Consider the following 16,987-nt stretch of genomic DNA (forward strand, 5'->3'; position numbering starts at 1 on the left):
TGCCTTACTGAACGGCGGCGAAGGCTGAGGCCACGCGACCGATATTGCTGTGGTTAAGGCCCGCCACGCAGACGCGGCCGCTGGCAATCAGGTAGACCCCAAAGGCTTCGCGCAGTTTATCCACCTGTTCAGCGCTGAACCCGGTGTAACTGAACATCCCGCGCTGGGTCAGCAGGTAGGTAAAGTCGTGCGTCGGCAGGGCATCTTTGAGGACATCCACCAGCGCCTGGCGCATTTCGCTGATGCGGGTGCGCATGGCGTCCACTTCGGCACGCCACAGGGCGTTAAGCTCCGGGTCATTGAGCACCATGGAGACGACCTGCGCGCCAAAATTCGGCGGGCTGGAGTAGTTGCGACGTACGGTGGCTTTCAACTGGCCCAGCACGCGTCCGGCGGCGTCAGCATCTTCACACACCACGGACAGCCCACCCACGCGCTCGCCATACAGCGAGAATATTTTGGAGAAGGAGTTGCTGACCAGCGCAGGCAGGCCGGTGCTGGCGATAGCGCGAATGGCGTAGGCATCATCTTCCAGACCCGCGCCAAAGCCCTGATAGGCAATGTCGAGGAACGGGATCAGATCGCGGGAAATCAGCACCTCAATCACTTCATCCCACTGCGCATTCGTCAGATCCGCGCCCGTCGGGTTGTGGCAGCACGGGTGGAGCAGCACGATACTGCGCGGCGGCAGTTGTTTTAAGCTGTTGAGCATGCCGCTGAAATCGACACCGCGCGTGGCGTTATCGAAGTACGGGTAGGTGTGAACCTTAAACCCTGCACCGGCAAAAATAGCGATATGGTTTTCCCAGGTCGGATCGCTGACCCACACCCCGGAGTCCGGGAAGTAGCGTTTCAGGAAATCGGCACCCACTTTCAGCGCGCCGGAACCGCCCAGCGTCTGGATGGTGGCGATACGCCCGGCGTTCAGTGCCGGATGGTTGTCGCCAAACAGCAGCGTCTGAATGGCGCTGCGATAAGGGGCGAAACCTTCCATCGGCAGATAGAGGCTGGCTTTTTGCGGCTGGCTCTGCAGGCGGGTTTCGGCCTGTTGTACTGCCTTAAGGCAAGGAATGATAGCCTGCTCGTCATAATACAGCCCGATGCTAAGGTTCACTTTGTCAGTACGGGGGTCCTGATGGAAAGTCTCCATCAACGACAGGATAGGATCGCCCGCGTAGGCGTCAACGTTCTGGAACACAGTCACTACTCCTGATATTACTGTCAGAGGTCAATCCATTACACCGCATAGCGTCCCGGGCGGTGGTTCATGGCAATAATGGAATTCAGAATCACGGCGCCCACTATGGAGGCCGCCAGCATCGGCAGGCTCACGAAGAACAGCGATGCGGTCACGATACAGGCATCGACCACCATCTGGAATTTACCGGCGCGGATACCGCTTTTATCCTGCAGATAGAGCGCCAGAATATTCACGCCGCCGAGACTCGCTTTATGACGGAACAGCACCACAAAACCAATGCCGACCATGATGTTGCCAAACAGCGTGGCGTAGTAGGGGTTAAGCTGATCGAAATGGATAAAGCGCCCGTGCAGATCGGAGAACAACGACACCAGCGCCACGGCGCAGAACGTTTTCAGCGTGAACTGCATGCCCATCCGGCGAACAGAGAGCCAGTAAAAGGGCAGGTTGATCAAAAAGAACGCCACGCCAAACGGCAGGTGAGTCGCGTAATGGATCAGAAAAGCGATACCCGCCGTACCGCCAGTGAGCGCGCCCGCCTGGCGAAACATTATCACGCCAAAAGAGATCATTAGCGTACCGAACAGCAGCGCCAGCGCATCTTCCAGCCAGGTATGAGCAAGTTTATTGGGAGTCAGGACGTTATCCATAAGAAAGTACGATTCAACAATTGCTAAAGATAAGAAATATCCTGCAAAAACCGCACCAGATCCGCTTCCTGATGCGATTGAATGGAGGAAAAACAGGCGGCCATATCGCTAACGTATTGATATGGCAAAAAGAGAATGTTGCGTGTTTTGTGCGTTTTCATGCTGTTATTCGGTTGAGATGTGTATTTTTGTCTCGCCGGATACATTAATTAACCGATTGATTGCACCAAAATAAGGCGTGTTGCCCTGTCTTAGGGCGCAAGACCACTGCCCGGCATCAATTGGCCATTCTCTTTCAGGCGGTTAAGGACAACCGAAGTTTTCAAATGAGCGACCCCTTTATTTTGCGCCAGAATATGGCTGATTAAATGGCTCAGACCTGGCAAATCCGGCACGGCTACCCTGAGCAGGTAATCGGCATCGCCCGTGGTTTTCCAGGCATCCAGAATCGCGTCCACTTCGCTCACCATCTGGTGGAAGCTTTCCACATACTCCTGCGTGTGGTTTAAAAGACGCACCTCAATCAGACCCAGCATCTCGCGCCCGGCGGCATCCGGTGCAAGCCGCGCATGGTAGCCCAGAATCAGTTGCGCCTGCTCCAGCGCGATACGACGCCGTGAACACTGGGAAGCAGAAAGGCCGATGAGATCGCTCAGCTCCTGGTTAGTTAAACGGCCATTGGCCTGCAACAAGGTGAGGATTTTCAGATCAAAGTCGTCGATGTTATACATGTGCGCCAATACCGGAACGAAAGAGTGGCTACCAGACTAACAGCTTTTTTGATGACGAGAAGCCTGACGGCGCTGCGCTTTTTTCCGCTGCACCAAAACGGTTCGTTTTCATGCATGCAGAGGCTGTTTTTCTCATACATCGTGCGATTTAAGCGTGCTTATTGCGCGAAGCTGCTGAAAATTCAATCGCCGCGCTCAAGCTGTGGATATGACAGGAAATTTATATCTCCCGCTTATTCAGATAGTTAGCCTGCCATTGTCGTGTTCTCCCCGCTGGCTGGCCTGAAAGTTGCTCTGGCCGAAGGTGACGTTTACAGACAGGGGAGAGGTCAGAGGTGGCAGCACAACACACTAACGAATTAAAACGCGGGTTAAAAAACCGTCATATCCAGTTGATTGCGCTCGGTGGGGCCGTAGGCACCGGGCTTTTTTTGGGCATTGCGCAGACCATTCGCATGGCCGGGCCGTCGGTACTGTTGGGGTACGCCATCGCCGGGGTGATTGCTTTTTTCATTATGCGCCAGCTCGGTGAAATGGTGGTTGAAGAGCCAGTGGCGGGCTCTTTCAGCCATTTTGCCAACCGCTACTGGGGACCTTTTGCCGGGTTTATGTCCGGCTGGAACTACTGGGTGCTCTATGTGCTGGTGAGTATGGCGGAACTGACGGCGGTTGGGATTTATATTCAATACTGGTGGCCCGACGTGCCAACGTGGGTCTCAGCGGCCATTTTCTTTGTGGCAATTAACGCCATCAACCTGACGAACGTCAAAGTGTACGGCGAGATGGAGTTCTGGTTCTCCATTATCAAAGTTGCGGCCATCATCAGCATGATTGCTTTTGGCGGCTATCTTTTGTTTAGCGGCAGCGGTGGTCCGGATGCATCGGTGGCGAACTTGTGGCAGGACGGTGGATTCTTCCCGAATGGCATCAGTGGCCTGGTCATGGCGATGGCGGTGATCATGTTCTCCTTTGGCGGTCTGGAGCTGGTGGGGATCACGGCGGCAGAGGCCGACGATCCGCAAAAGAGCATTCCCAAAGCCACTAATCAGGTTATCTACCGTATTCTGCTGTTTTATGTGGGTTCACTGGCCGTTTTGCTGTCGCTCTATCCGTGGAAAAACGTGGTGGAAGGCGGCAGCCCGTTCGTCCTGATTTTCCATGCGCTGGACAGCAACATCGTCGCGAACGCCCTCAATCTGGTGGTGCTCTCCGCCGCGCTGTCGGTCTATAACAGTTGTGTTTACTGCAATAGCCGCATGCTGTTTGGCCTGGCGCAGCAGGGTAACGCGCCGCGTTCGCTGCTCAAGGTGAACCGCCGGGGGATCCCGCTGACCGCGCTGGGGGTATCGGCTTTGGCCACGGCGCTGTGCGTGCTGATCAACTATGTAATGCCGGGCAAAGCCTTTGAATTGCTGATGGCGCTCGTGGTGGCGGCCCTGGTGATCAACTGGGCGATGATTTGTATCACCCACCTGAAATTCCGTCTCGCCATGCAAAAAGCCGGAAAAACCACCGCTTTTCAAAGCCTCGGTTATCCGCTGACTAACATCATTTGTCTGCTTTTCCTGGCGGGGATCCTGGTGGTGATGTTTATGACACCGGGGATCCGTATCTCTGTATGTTTGATCCCGGCATGGCTGCTGGTGCTGGGGGCGGGCTATATGTTCAAGAAAAAACGCGCCGCCGCCGTTCTGGTAGCGGAAGTGAATCAAGGCTAAAGATGATAATGCCGGAGCGATGCTCCGGCATCAAAGTGGAAAACGGGTGGGGAACGTCACCAGCCCTATTCGGAATAAACATGTGAAATCAGGATATTGTCGATAGCCTGCCTGACATAAGAAATGGTGGTGTGTGGCCGCACACGTTGCGGCGGCGGTCACTGTTTCACCGTCCTCAAGCCCCTGGCGGCAGGCTGTAAAAGCCATCCATCCTGTGCCCGTGCGTTTGAACATACATATCTGATTGCCTTTCCTGAGCAGGATAAAAACCGCAACAGAAAGGCAGTATCTTTCTCTTTTCATTTGCCTCGACCTTGTGTGTTTATTGACTGTGTATAAATACAGTTACTGAACACACACAAGAGACGGGCCGCAATTCAAATAATAATGCTGGCTGGATGGTTGAGCGCAGATAAGCCTTCTGCATTGTTTTAAAATGATCGGACGATGATCAGAAGAAATCCCGGACACTTGCCGGTTATAGATATCTATTTAATTAATATTTAGCGTCATGTGCGGAATATTAAACCAGAAAAAATAAAAATTCTGGCATAGTATAAATTAAACGGGTGAGCGGGCGGCTCCGTTTACGGCCTGTTTTTATTGCTGTATAACGGAAATGCTTAGCATGAAAACTATCGCAACATAATAAGATCGAACGGCAAAACAAAGGGTAAGGTTAAGGTAATGTCAGACGAGAGAATCTCCGATAAAGTCAAAAATGTGCAGTCATCTGCCATCCGCGAATTATTAAAACACAGCAAAATGGAAGGGGTTATCTCTCTTGGCGGGGGCATTCCTAATCCTGATCTCTTTGATCGCGAAGGGCTCCAGATGGCGATGGATAAAGTGTTATCCGTTTCCTGGAAAGATGCTTTTCAATATGGCCTGAGCGAAGGCAGCCCGGATTTGCGTGAGGCAATTTGCCAGCTTCTGGAACAGCGTCTGATTACCTGTAACCCTGATGAAGTCGTGATTACCTCCGGTTCTCAGCAGTCTCTGGATATGCTCGCCCGCGTGCTGATTAACCCTGGCGATGTCATTGTTGTGGAGAGACCCACCTATCTGGCCGCGTTGCAGGTTTTCCATCTGGCGGAAGCTCAGCTTGCATCTGTTGGTACAGACGGGGAAGGCATGAAGGTTGATGAGCTGGAAGATCTGGTCAAAACCACCACCATCAAAGCCGTTTATATTGTGCCGACCTTCGGCAACCCTGGCGGGGTCACACTCTCTGATGAGCGCCGCAAAAAGCTGGTGGCGCTCTCTAAGCGCTATAACTTTGTCATTATCGAAGATGATCCCTATAGCGAAATTAATTTTACCGACAAACTGTTCAAGCCATTAACTGCCTGGGCAAAAGAGATAGACAACAGCGAGAACGTTATTTACACCTCGACGTTTTCCAAAATTCTGGCGCCGGGTGCGCGCGTCGGCTGGGTTGTTGCGCCGGAGTGGATTAAAAAGCAGATTGTGACCCTGAAACAGGCCACGGATTTGCATACCAGCTCTCTGTCGCAGTCGCTGGCCTATCACTATTTGCAGACGGGCCGCCTGCCAGAACAGTTAAAGATTATCCGCGCTTCTTATAAAGATAAATGTCAGGTGTTATGCGAAGAGATCGAACGTGAACTGGGTGAGCATCTGACCTTTCACCGTCCGCAAGGGGGCATGTTCCTGTGGGCCAAATTTAAGTACGAGAAGAATACCACCGACTGGCTGAAAAAGACGCTGGCGAATGGCGTGGTCTATGTGCCGGGTGAGTTCTTCTATGCGGATAACCCGGATGCATCGACGCTGCGTATGTCTTATGTGTCAGTGGCGGATGAAAATCTCAGAAAAGCCGTCGCCCGCCTCAAAGCCTCTCTTGAATAAGTTCAGACATAAAAAAACCATGTATCCCATCAGGGATACATGGTGAGTAAAGGGTTTATATCCCTATTCGCTGACATAAATGTGCCCGAGTGCGAACAGGTATTAAAACCAATCATCTAAATGCTTCGAGAATACTTCTACAACAAGCTGTAAAAGTATTTCTACATAATGATTTTATTGTCCCTCTGCGTCAAATTCAAATCTTGAATCATATGATTCAAAAATAAGATAAATAACGCGCTGGATGTTTATCTGAATCCACTTTGGTAGATAGTGATACGGAATTTTTTAAATAAGTTATTATTTACAGAGAGTTACGGGTTTTTTTATGTCATCGTATAAAGGTTAACTCGTTGCATTATTAGTGACTGGGATCGCATATTAATAAATGCAGAATAAATGACTTTAATTATTTGTGGATCGTTGATGTTTTATTTAATTTCATATCAAAGCCACCCTTCGTCTTTACATAAAAGCCACAAACGCATATCAAATTCCAGTTGATGATACTGAGGTTCCATATGGCAACATAATTGATAAAACGCTTTGTTGTGCTCTTTCTCTTTCAGGTGCGCCAGTTCATGCACCACGATCATACGCAGAAAGGCTTCCGGTGCCTGGCGAAAAACGGTGGCGACGCGGATTTCTGCTTTTGCTTTGAGCTTACCGCCCTGCACGCGCGATACCGCGGTATGCAGCCCTAACGCGTTTTTGAGCACATGGATTTTGCTGTCATAAGCGACTTTGTTGATTTGCGGCGCGTTACGCAAAAACTGATTTTTAAAATCCTGCGTATAAACATAGAGCGCTTTATCGGTCGTGATGTCGTGCGTATCGGGGTAACGCTTGAGCAAAACCTCGCTCAGCCGATTTTGCGCGATCAGCGTTTGTACCTGTGCCAGCAGTGATTCGGGGTAACCCTGCAAATAAGTGAGTGTTGTCATGTTTAAGGGGTTTACAACTCCGGATAATTAAGCGATAAAACGCGCGAATTCTAGCACCCCGGAGGGTCGATGGGCCAGGTTGAGTTAATTGGACAGTCATTTGCATTAGAGCGTTTCCCACCCAATGCCGAAGAAGCGTCGTTACAGGCGTGGGATGCGGCAGATGAATATCTGCTAAATCAGGTAAATGAGACCGAAGGCACGACGCTCATCTTTAACGATAGCTTCGGCGCGTTGGCCTGTGCCCTGGCGGCATATCGTCCTGTCAGCGTGAATGACTCGTTTATCGCGGAACAGGCTACCCGCCATAACCTGCGTCTGAACGGGATGGACGAAGACGCCGTGACTTTCCTGGATAGCCTGAGCGAACTGCCGGCTGCCCCTGTGCGCGTGCTGATTAAAGTACCCAAACAGCTTGCGCTGCTGGAGCAACAGCTTTGTGCGCTGCGTCGCGTCGTGACCCCACAAACGCAGATTATCGCCGGTGCCAAAGCGCGTGATATTCACAACTCCACCATGGCGTTGTTTGAAAAATACCTCGGCCCGACCACTACGTCGCTGGCGTGGAAAAAAGCGCGTCTGATCCACTGTACTTTTACTGCTCCGGCGGTAGCTGATGCGCCGCAGACCTATGACTGGCAATTAGAGGGAACGGACTGGACCATCCATAACCATGCGAATGTATTTTCACGCAGCGGGCTGGACATTGGTGCGCGTCTTTTCCTCAAGCATTTGCCGGAAAACGTGGAAGGGGAGATGGTCGATCTCGGCTGTGGTAACGGCGTGATTGGTCTGCAACTGCTGGCGCAGAACCCGCAGGCGCGTGTGCTCTTTACCGACGAATCCCATATGGCCGTGGCCTCCAGCCGCCTGAATGTGGAACGTAACATGCCGGACGCGCTGGAGCGTAGCGAGTTTATGGTCAATAACGGGCTGTCGGGTATTGAACCGGACCGTTTTGATGTGGTGCTGTGCAATCCGCCGTTCCATCAGCAAAGCGCCATCACCGATCATATTGCCTGGCAGATGTTCCACGATGCTCGCCGCAGTCTGAAATATGGCGGTGAATTAATTGTGGTGGGCAACCGTCATCTTGATTATTTCCGTAAGCTTAAGAAGATTTTTAGTAACTGCAGCAACGTGGCGTCTAACGGTAAGTTTGTGGTGCTAAAAGCGGTGAAATTGCGCAGACAGCGCTGATTTTCCCCCGGTGGCGCTGCGCTTACCGGGGCTACAAAGCGCGCCCGAATACCGGAAAACAACCCCTGGCCCGGATAAGGCGCTTGCGCCGCCATCCGGGTCGTCATACCACATCAAATCGTCAGCGCTAACGTCGTGCCCTGGGCTATCGCCCGGCGGGCATCAAGCTCCATTGCCACATCGCAGCCGCCAATCAAATGCACCGTTTTTCCCGCCGCCTGTAACGGCTCTGCCAGCTCGCGGCGCGGCTCCTGGCCTGCACACAGGATCACATTGTCTACCGCCAGCAACTGCGGTTCGCCGCCGATCAAGACATGCAGCCCCTCGTCGTCGATCTTCTGATAACTGACCGCCGGGATCATTTTCACCCCGCGCGACAGCAGGGTGGTACGGTGGATCCAGCCGGTGGTTTTCCCCAGACCTTCACCCGGTTTGCTGGCTTTACGCTGGAGCATCACGATCTTACGCGGACTTTTCGGCAACTGTGGGCCTTCCGGGCGCAAACCGCCCACATGGTTGAGGCTGGTATCGATGCCCCATTCCACACAAAATTCTGCGATATTCTGGCTGGTGGGTTCGCCCGGCTGGCTAAGATACATCGCGGTATCAAAACCAATTCCCCCGCAGCCGATAATCGCCGCCTTCTCGCCGACCGGCACTTTATCGCGCAAAACGTCAAGGTAACTCAGCACCTTAGGATGGGTGATCCCCTCGATCTCCGGCGTGCGCGGCACAATACCGCTGGCGAGGATCACCTCGTCAAAGGCTTCCAGCATGGTGGGCTGCACAAACTGATTGAGCCGTAACGTCACGCCGGTGATGTCGATCATTTTGCGGTAGTAGCGCAGGGTTTCGTAGAACTCCTCTTTGCCGGGGATCTGTTTGGCGATATTGAACTGACCGCCAATCTCGGCAGCCGCATCAAACAGCGTCACGCTATGCCCACGGGCAGCGGCGTTGACGGCAAAGGCCAGACCGGCGGGACCTGCGCCAATCACGGCCAGCGTTTTCTGGCGGGTGGCTGGTGTGAGCGGCATTTTGGTTTCGTGGCAGGCGCGCGGGTTGACCAGGCACGAGGTCACTTTGCCCACGAAGATCTGATCGAGGCAGGCCTGGTTGCAGCCGATGCAGGTGTTGATCTCATCAGCGCGACCGCTTTGCGCTTTGGAAAGGATCCCGGCATCGGCAAGGAACGGGCGCGCCATCGACACCATATCGGCATCGCCGCGAGAGAGAATATCGTCTGCCACCTGCGGGTCGTTAATGCGGTTGGTGGTGACCAGCGGGATGCCCACTTTGCCTTTCAGCTTGCGGGTAACCCAACTGAATGCCGCACGCGGCACCGGGGTGGCAATGGTCGGGATACGGGCTTCGTGCCAGCCGATACCGGTGTTGATGATGGTCGCGCCCGCCGCTTCAACGGCGTTCGCCAGTTGGACGGTTTCCTCAAAAACGCCGCCGCCTTCCACCAGGTCGAGCATCGACAGGCGGTAGATAACAATAAAATCACGGCCTACCCGTTCACGCACCGCCCTGACCACTTCCACGGCAAAGCGCATTCGCCGGGCGTAATCGCCGCCCCATTCGTCTTCCCGCTGGTTGGTGCGTGCGGCGAGAAACTCGTTAATCAAATAGCCTTCTGAGCCCATCACTTCCACGCCGTCATAACCGGCCTGCTGTGCCAGATGTGCACAGCGGGCAAAGTCGTCAATCAGCGCCAGGATTTCGTCATGACGCAGAGCGTGCGGGGTAAAACGGTTAATCGGCGCCTGAATGGCGGACGGTGCCACCAGGTTTGGCTGAAAGCTGTAACGCCCGGTGTGCAAAATTTGCAGGGCGATTTTGCCGCCTTCCTGATGTACGGCATCGGTTATCAGGCGATGATGCGGAAGCTGATGTTCATCGTTAAGTACCGCACCACCCTGCATCGTTACGCCCGAAAGCGCCGGCGCCACACCGCCGGTGACAATCAGCGCCACACCATGGCGTGCTCGTTCGGCATAGAAGGCCGCCAGCCGGGTCGCGCCGTCAGGGCGCTCTTCCAGACCGGTGTGCATTGACCCCATTAATACGCGGTTCTTTAACGTAGTAAAACCCAAATCCAGTGGGGCAAATAACGACGGGTAATGGCTCATATCGCTTCCAGTGTTAATTTTTTGTTATGTGGTCGGATGAGTTGTAATTTAGCGTTTGGCGGAGAAAAGGGAAAAGGGGAATGCGGTGATTGTGATGGGATTCAAAGATTGGCGCGGCCTGACCCCCTCCCACGGAGAGAGGGGACCGATCGAGCGTTTCTGCCTCGCCGTGGCGCATCAGGGGTTGCGGCCTGGGCCCTCAGACAGAAAGACGGGGTGATGATGCGCGTACCAGCCCAGGTGCCTGCCACATGGATGTTGTCAGCCCGCTATCCACCAGACCGAGCTGATCGGCATACACCGCCTGCCACTTCTGCATCATCTCGTCATATAACTCGCGATGCTGCGGGTTCGGCGTGAACTCCCGGCTCCATTTCACCAGTCGTTCACCGGTTGCCGCCATATCGTCATACAGACCCGCCCCGACGCCTGCGGCAATGGCGCAGCCCAGCGCGGTGGCCTCTTTGACTTCCGGCACGCGTACAGGCAGGCCTGTGACGTCACTTAAAATCTGGCTCCACAGCGCCCCTTTTGAACCGCCGCCCGCAAACACCAGGCTGTCGAACTTCACGCCGGAAAAGCGGGAAATCTGTGCCAGGTTACAGGCTGAGACGATGGCGGCATTCTCTTCCAGCGCGCGGAACAGCGTCGCTTTATTGCACTTTTCCGGGTCGATGGAGAGGTTAATAAACGACGGCGCCGCATGGTACCACTGCTTGAAATGCATCGCATCGGAGAAGATCGGCATCACGCCGTGGGAGCCTGCCGGAACGCGAGCAGCCATCTCTTCCAGCAGGCTATAGGTGTCCATTCCCATACGCTCGGCAATCAATTTTTCTTCCGCGCAGAAGGCGTCACGGAACCAGCGCATGGTTAAGCCGGTAAAGAAACTGATCGACTCCGCCTGCGCCATGCCTGGGATCACATGCGGGTTTACGCGAATATTCATCTCCGGGTCGGTCCGCACCTGCGGCAAGTTGACCACCTGTTGCCAGAATGTCCCCCCGAGCACGGCCGTCTGTCCGGGGCGTACCACCCCCAGCCCCAGACAACCCAGTTGGACATCGCCGCCGCCCATGATTACCGGCGTGCCTTCGCGCAAACCGCTCTCCTGTGCCGCCTCTCTGGTCACTTCGCCCAGCACGCTGCCGGTCTCTTTTACAGGCGAGAGAATATCGGCGCGCAGTCCGGCCATATCCAGCAGCGAAGGCCGCCAGTCACGGGTAAACAGATCGAGCATGCCGGTGGTGCCCGCGTTGGAAGGATCGACCGCCAGCCAGCCGGAAAGGCGCGCCGCCAGCCAGTCGCTGATCATGGTGATCGTGACCGCGTTGCGATAGATATCCGGGCGATGGTGAGCCAGCCAGAGCAGGCGGGGCATCGCGCTCAGGGCCAGCGTCTGCCCGGAGACCTCATAGACTTCGGATTCGAAGCGATCGTTATGGATCTCTTTGAGTTCGGCCACTTCCCGGCTGGCGCGCGCGTCGACGTTGGCGCAGGCCCAGATGGCATCACCGTACTGGTCATACAGCACAATGCCTTCGCGCATGGAACAGCAGGCGATGGACTTGATATCCGCACCGGAAAGACCCGCGTTCGCCAGCGCCTGGCGAATGCACTGGCAGGCCAGTTGCCAGTTGGTGGCGAGATCGAACTCCATTGAGCCCGGCACATTTTCCACGCTCAGGTGTTTCCATTCCGCCTGGCCGACGGCAACCTGTCTCCCGGTTAAATCGAAGATCACTGCACGAATGCTGCCGGTCCCTGCATCTAACGCTAAAAGGTAACTCATGGGCTTGCCTCGCTGTTATCAGCGCAGCGCGGCAAGCGGCGCGTTATTGCGCCAACGCCAGGACCGCGCGTGCTGTTGTTTCTTCCGTCACCAGGCCATTGATACGGCGGCCTTTGAGTGCGGCATAAATCGCGTCTGCCTTTTCCACGCCCCCGGCGGCACCGATGATGGTCGGCAATTGCGCCAGCTCATCCAGGGTGACGCCGAGTAATTCCCGATGAATCTCCAGCCCTTCGACCCGTTCACCATCGGCCTGCAAAAAGAAGCCCAGGATGTCGCCGACGGCCCCTTTGCGCGCATACATCAGTTGTTCACCTTCGCTGATATAGCCCGAACGCAGGATCGTGGCGTCGCGCTTCTGGTTCACTGATCCAATACCCACCACGGCAACATCGGCGGCGGTGGCGGCGAGGATCACATCCCGCACGCTCGATTCCCGTTTCAGGATCTCTGCCACCTCCGGCGACGATACGCGCAATGGCGCGGGGATCATGCTGACGCTACAGGCGGCATCCAGTTGGCCAATCCCGGTCATGTAGGGGCCGACACCGCCGGAGAGCGTCACCAGGCGAATTTGCTGCGAACTGATAAACCCGCTCAGGTGCTGCAGACAACTCATGGTGGTTTCGCCAAATCCCACCGCCAGAAGCTGACCCGGCTCCAGCACTCCCATTAACGACTGTGCGGCGCCAATCCCGAGTCGCACGCTCATGGGCGGGGTATTCAGGGCTGGCAGCACGCGGGTCAGGCGTAAGCCAAACTGGCGTTGCAGCTCCGTTTCCAGCGCCAGACACCCTTCATACCGGGAGTTAATCTGTACGCGGATCACCCCGGACTGCCGCCCCTTCTCCAGCAGGCGCGAAATCTTGAGGCGCGGTAAACCCAGACGCTCGCCGATATCGTTTTGTGTCAGGCCGTCGTGGTAGTAACACCAGGCCACACGGGCCACCAGCTCTTCTTCTGCCAGCGCCAGACCTGCAAAGCGTCCTTCTTCTAATGTTCTTTTTTCGCTCATATCTGAACTCTTATAAAAATTTAGATCATATGTTCGTGCTTGCCTGCGGTGAAAATGTGAGCCGCCTGGCAAAACAGATCTTTTGATGTCGCTGTTGGAATAGAGAGATCCAAATACATAAAAGTGTGATCACTGCACGGTTGTAAATATAGTTCACCGTCTACGCTTTTGAACATTATTGAAATAAAAAATCATTTGTTCAATAGCGGGGCTGCAATGAATCCACTGATTGAAGCGCGAGGTATCAATAAGCAATTTTCAGGCGTCACGGTCCTGAAAGGCATTGATTTCACGCTGTATTCAGGCCAGGTCCATGCGCTGATGGGCGGTAACGGCGCGGGAAAATCGACGCTAATGAAAATTATCGCCGGGGTGGAAACGCCAGACAGCGGTGAACTTTTCGTTTGCGGCAAGGCGTTTGCGCGCCTTAAGCCGAATCAGGCGCATCAGCTTGGTATCTATCTGGTCCCGCAGGAACCGATGCTGTTTCCCAACCTGAGCGTGCGGGAAAATATCCTGTTTCGTCTGCCGCGCAGCGCACAACATGACGCGTTGCTCACTGAGAAACTGCAGCAGCTTAACTGCCAGCTTAACCTGGAGGCTGCCGCCAGTACGCTGGAAGTGGCCGATCAGCAAATGGTGGAGATCTTACGCGGCCTGATGCGCGACGCGAAGATCCTGATCCTCGACGAACCCACCGCCTCTCTTACGCCCGGCGAAACTGACCGGCTTTTCCGCCAGATCCGCGCCCTGCAAGAGCTGGGTGTTGGGATTGTTTTTATCTCTCATAAATTGCCGGAAATCCGCGCGCTGGCAAGCCATGTCTCGGTGATGCGCGACGGGGCAGTGGTGCTGAGCGGTGAAATCGCCAGCCTCGACGACAACGCCCTGATTACCGCCATGACGCCCGCGAGCCGCGAAAAAAGCTTAAGCGATACCCAAAAACTGTGGCTGGCGCTGCCGGGCAATCGCCGTACCCAGCCGCAGGATTTCCCGGTGCTGCGGGTGGCTGATCTGACGGGGGAGGGGTTTATCGATCTCAGCCTTGAGATCCACGCCGGGGAGATCGTTGGTCTGGCAGGGCTGGTGGGATCCGGGCGTACCGAGTTTGCTGAAACTCTTTATGGCCTGCGCCCGGTGCGCGCGGGGCGTATCTGGCTGGAGAACCGTGAGATCAGTGGCGATTCCACCCGCGCACGCCTGGCGCGCGGGCTGGTTTATCTGCCGGAAGACCGCCAGGTGTCGGGGTTGTTTCTTGATGCCCCGGTACGCTGGAACACGGTTGCCCTGAATGAACCCTCTCTCTGGCAGCAGCGCAAACGTGAAGCTGCAGTAGTGGAGCGCTATCACCGGGCGTTGGGGATCAAGCTGAATCATGCGGATCAAATTGTCCGCACCCTCTCCGGCGGGAACCAGCAAAAGGTGTTGCTGGCGCGCTGCATGGAGGCCAACCCGCTGTTGCTGATTGTCGATGAACCGACGCGCGGGGTGGACGTGGCGGCGCGGGCGGATATCTATCAATTGATCAAAAGCGTGGCGGCGCAAAACGTGGCGGTGCTTATGATCTCAAGCGATCTGGATGAGTTTCCAGGGCTGGCCGACCGGGTGCTGGTTATGCATCAGGGCCGACTGAGCGGGGAACTGCCGCGCCATGCGGTGAGTGTGGATCGCATGATGACACTGGCTTTCGGCGGAGGACAGCCATGAAAACATTACTGAAAAACCGTGAGCTCAGCGCGTTTCTGGCTATCCTGGCGCTGTTTGTGGTGCTGGTGGCGCTGAACCCTTCCTTTTTCAGCCTGCAAACCGTGGGCATGATTTTCGCCAGTAGCCAGATCCTGATGTTGCTGGCGCTCGGCGCAACGCTGGTGATGCTGACCCGCAATATTGATGTGTCGGTGGGCTCAACGGTGGGGCTGTGCGCCATTGCCGTCGGGGTGGCGCTGAACAGCGGCTACAGTCTGCCTGTCGCCATGCTTTTCTCCCTGGCGATTGGCGCCCTGGCCGGGGCCTTTAATGGCCTGCTGGTGGTGGGACTGAAAATTCCGGCGATTGTGGCAACGCTGGGTACGCTCGGGCTGTATCGCGGGGCAATGTTGCTGTGGACAGGCGGTAAGTGGATTGAAGGGCTGCCTGCCAGTCTGAAATCACTCTCTGTGGCGGGAGCGACCGGGGTTTCCCCTCTGGGCTGGCTGGTGCTGCTGGTGCTCGGCGCAGGGACCTGGGTGCTGGCGCGCACGGCGTTTGGCCGCGACTTTTATGCGGTGGGGGATAATCTCGCCGCCGCCCGCCAGCTCGGTGTCGGTGTGAACCGCACGCGGATGCTGGCCTTCACCCTGAACGGCGTGCTGGCGGCCTGCGCCGGTATTGTCTTTGCCTCGCAGATTGGCTTTGTACCGAATCAGACCGGCAGCGGGCTGGAGATGAAAGCCATCGCCGCCTGTGTGCTCGGCGGTATCTCGCTGCTCGGCGGGACGGGAACGCTTGTCGGCGCGTTTCTCGGTGCCTTTTTCCTCACCCAAATCGACACCGTGCTGGTGCTCTTTAAGCTCCCGGCCTGGTGGAATGACTTTATCGCGGGTCTGGTGCTGCTCGGCGTGCTGGTGCTGGACGGACGTTTACGCCAGGCGCTGGCCCGCCATCAACGGCAACTGAAATACAGCCGCTTTATGCCCGGCAATAAGGGGAGCAAAAACGTGGCCCCTTTTCCCAAACGTAAAAACAAAGAGGTGGCGTAAATGAAGCTCAACTGGGAATTTGCGCTGCTGCTGTTACTGGTGCTGGAGATCCTGCTTTTTGGCGCGCTGAACCCGCGCATGCTGGACGTCAATATGCTGCTGTTCAGCACCAGTGATTTTATCTGTATTGGCATTGTGGCGCTGCCGTTGACGCTGGTGATCATCAGCGGCGGTATCGATATCTCGCTTGGCTCGACCATTGGCCTGTGCGCCATCGCGCTGGGAGTGATGATGCAGGCGGGCTGGCCGATGAGCGTGGCCATAGTGCTGACGCTGGCGCTTGGGCTGCTGTGCGGGCTGGTCAACGCGGCGTTGATTCACTATACCGGCATCAGTCCGTTGGTCATTACCCTCGGCACGCTTTATCTCTATGGCGGTGGCGCGCTGTTGCTCTCCGGCATGGCGGGCGCGACGGGTTATGAAGGTATCAGCGGTTTCCCGGATAGCTTTACCGCCTTTGCCAATCTCACTTTGCTGGGCCTGCCCGTACCGCTGGTGCTGTTTGCGGTGATCACGCTGTTTTTCTGGCTGATCACGCACCGGGCGCGTTTTGGCCGTCACCTCTTTTTACTCGGGCAGAACCCGCGTGCGGCGCGCTATGCGGCGCTGTCGGTGAACGGTATGCCTTACGCACTTTACGGGCTGGTCGGGGTGGCATCGGCCATTGCCGCCGTGGTGCTGGTCTCTTATTTCGGTTCAGCGCGTTCCGATCTGGGGCGCGATTTGCTGATGCCTGCACTTACCGCCGCAGTGTTGGGCGGGGCCAATATTTATGGCGGTTCAGGTTCGGTGCTGGGTACTGCGCTGGCAGCGTTGCTGGTGGGGTATTTACAGCAGGGGTTACAGATGGTCGGCATCCCCAACCAGGTGTCGAGCGCGTTGTCAGGGGCGCTGTTGGTGGTGGTGGTGATGGGACGTTCGCTGAGTCTGCACCGGGAATGGGTGCGTATGACCTGGCATCGGGTTCTCTCGCGTTAATTTTTTGGAGCAT

At 55.7% G+C, this 16,987-nt stretch carries 13 protein-coding genes; 6 read left to right on the plus strand and 7 right to left on the minus strand.

Features of this window, described 5'->3' with window-relative positions; genetic code table 11:
* Positions 1-4: 4 nt before the first annotated feature.
* From MRY16398_RS03385 to MRY16398_RS03395, 3 genes are all read right to left on the minus strand, one after another.
* A complete protein-coding gene (locus tag MRY16398_RS03385) occupies positions 5-1,198 on the minus strand; it encodes an amino acid aminotransferase (protein WP_125123833.1) in 1,194 nt (397 codons plus the stop codon).
* 38 nt (positions 1,199-1,236) lie between these two features.
* Positions 1,237-1,851 carry a YitT family protein gene (locus MRY16398_RS03390; RefSeq protein ID WP_039077539.1) on the minus strand — a complete coding sequence of 205 codons (615 nt, stop codon included), beginning with the start codon at positions 1,849-1,851 and terminating at the stop codon, positions 1,237-1,239.
* 251 nt (positions 1,852-2,102) lie between these two features.
* The gene (locus MRY16398_RS03395) at positions 2,103-2,582 is read right to left on the minus strand and encodes an Lrp/AsnC family transcriptional regulator (RefSeq protein ID WP_039077540.1); all 480 of its coding nucleotides are present in this window, start codon (positions 2,580-2,582) and stop codon (positions 2,103-2,105) included.
* A gap of 335 nt (positions 2,583-2,917) precedes the next feature.
* Between MRY16398_RS03395 and MRY16398_RS03400 the strand changes: the two genes are divergently transcribed.
* The gene (locus MRY16398_RS03400) at positions 2,918-4,300 is read left to right on the plus strand and encodes an amino acid permease (protein WP_071194474.1); all 1,383 of its coding nucleotides are present in this window, start codon (positions 2,918-2,920) and stop codon (positions 4,298-4,300) included.
* Positions 4,301-4,987: 687 nt separating this feature from the next.
* Entirely contained in the window at positions 4,988-6,172 is a 1,185-nt protein-coding gene (locus tag MRY16398_RS03405) for an aminotransferase-like domain-containing protein (protein WP_079497073.1), read from the plus strand.
* A 446-nt stretch (positions 6,173-6,618) separates the two neighbouring features.
* Here MRY16398_RS03405 and MRY16398_RS03410 read toward each other — a convergent pair whose 3' ends face one another.
* Complete coding sequence (locus tag MRY16398_RS03410; protein WP_039077543.1) at positions 6,619-7,116, minus strand: M48 metallopeptidase family protein; 498 nt, start codon at positions 7,114-7,116, stop codon at positions 6,619-6,621.
* Between the two features lie 69 nt (positions 7,117-7,185).
* Here MRY16398_RS03410 and rlmG point away from each other — a divergent pair, with 69 nt between their 5' ends.
* Complete coding sequence (gene rlmG, locus MRY16398_RS03415; protein WP_125123834.1) at positions 7,186-8,316, plus strand: 23S rRNA (guanine(1835)-N(2))-methyltransferase RlmG; 1,131 nt, start codon at positions 7,186-7,188, stop codon at positions 8,314-8,316.
* Between the two features lie 113 nt (positions 8,317-8,429).
* Here rlmG and MRY16398_RS03420 read toward each other — a convergent pair whose 3' ends face one another.
* The 3 genes from MRY16398_RS03420 to lsrR form a co-directional block, all read right to left on the minus strand.
* Positions 8,430-10,451 carry an NADPH-dependent 2,4-dienoyl-CoA reductase gene (locus tag MRY16398_RS03420; protein WP_125123835.1) on the minus strand — a complete coding sequence of 674 codons (2,022 nt, stop codon included), beginning with the start codon at positions 10,449-10,451 and terminating at the stop codon, positions 8,430-8,432.
* 199 nt (positions 10,452-10,650) lie between these two features.
* Entirely contained in the window at positions 10,651-12,243 is a 1,593-nt protein-coding gene (gene lsrK, locus MRY16398_RS03425) for an autoinducer-2 kinase (RefSeq protein ID WP_079497077.1), read from the minus strand.
* Between the two features lie 43 nt (positions 12,244-12,286).
* Complete coding sequence (gene lsrR, locus MRY16398_RS03430; RefSeq protein ID WP_039078174.1) at positions 12,287-13,258, minus strand: transcriptional regulator LsrR; 972 nt, start codon at positions 13,256-13,258, stop codon at positions 12,287-12,289.
* A 216-nt stretch (positions 13,259-13,474) separates the two neighbouring features.
* On the opposite strand from lsrR, the gene lsrA reads away from it, so the two are divergent.
* The 3 genes from lsrA to lsrD are packed head-to-tail and all read left to right on the plus strand — an operon-like array spanning position 13,475 to position 16,974.
* Positions 13,475-14,965 (plus strand): autoinducer 2 ABC transporter ATP-binding protein LsrA, encoded by a 1,491-nt coding sequence (gene lsrA / locus MRY16398_RS03435; RefSeq protein ID WP_125123836.1) that lies wholly within the window; start codon positions 13,475-13,477, stop codon positions 14,963-14,965.
* On the plus strand, positions 14,962-15,996 hold the full coding sequence (lsrC, locus tag MRY16398_RS03440) for an autoinducer 2 ABC transporter permease LsrC (protein ID WP_039078172.1): 1,035 nt from the start codon (positions 14,962-14,964) through the stop codon (positions 15,994-15,996). The genes lsrA and lsrC overlap by 4 nt, the downstream gene beginning before the upstream one ends.
* A complete protein-coding gene (gene lsrD, locus MRY16398_RS03445; protein WP_039078171.1) occupies positions 15,997-16,974 on the plus strand; it encodes an autoinducer 2 ABC transporter permease LsrD in 978 nt (325 codons plus the stop codon).
* The last annotated feature ends 13 nt before the right edge of the window (positions 16,975-16,987 follow it).

The organism is Phytobacter sp. MRY16-398 (genome assembly GCF_003925915.1).
Taxonomy (GTDB): Bacteria; Pseudomonadota; Gammaproteobacteria; order Enterobacterales; family Enterobacteriaceae; genus Phytobacter; species Phytobacter diazotrophicus.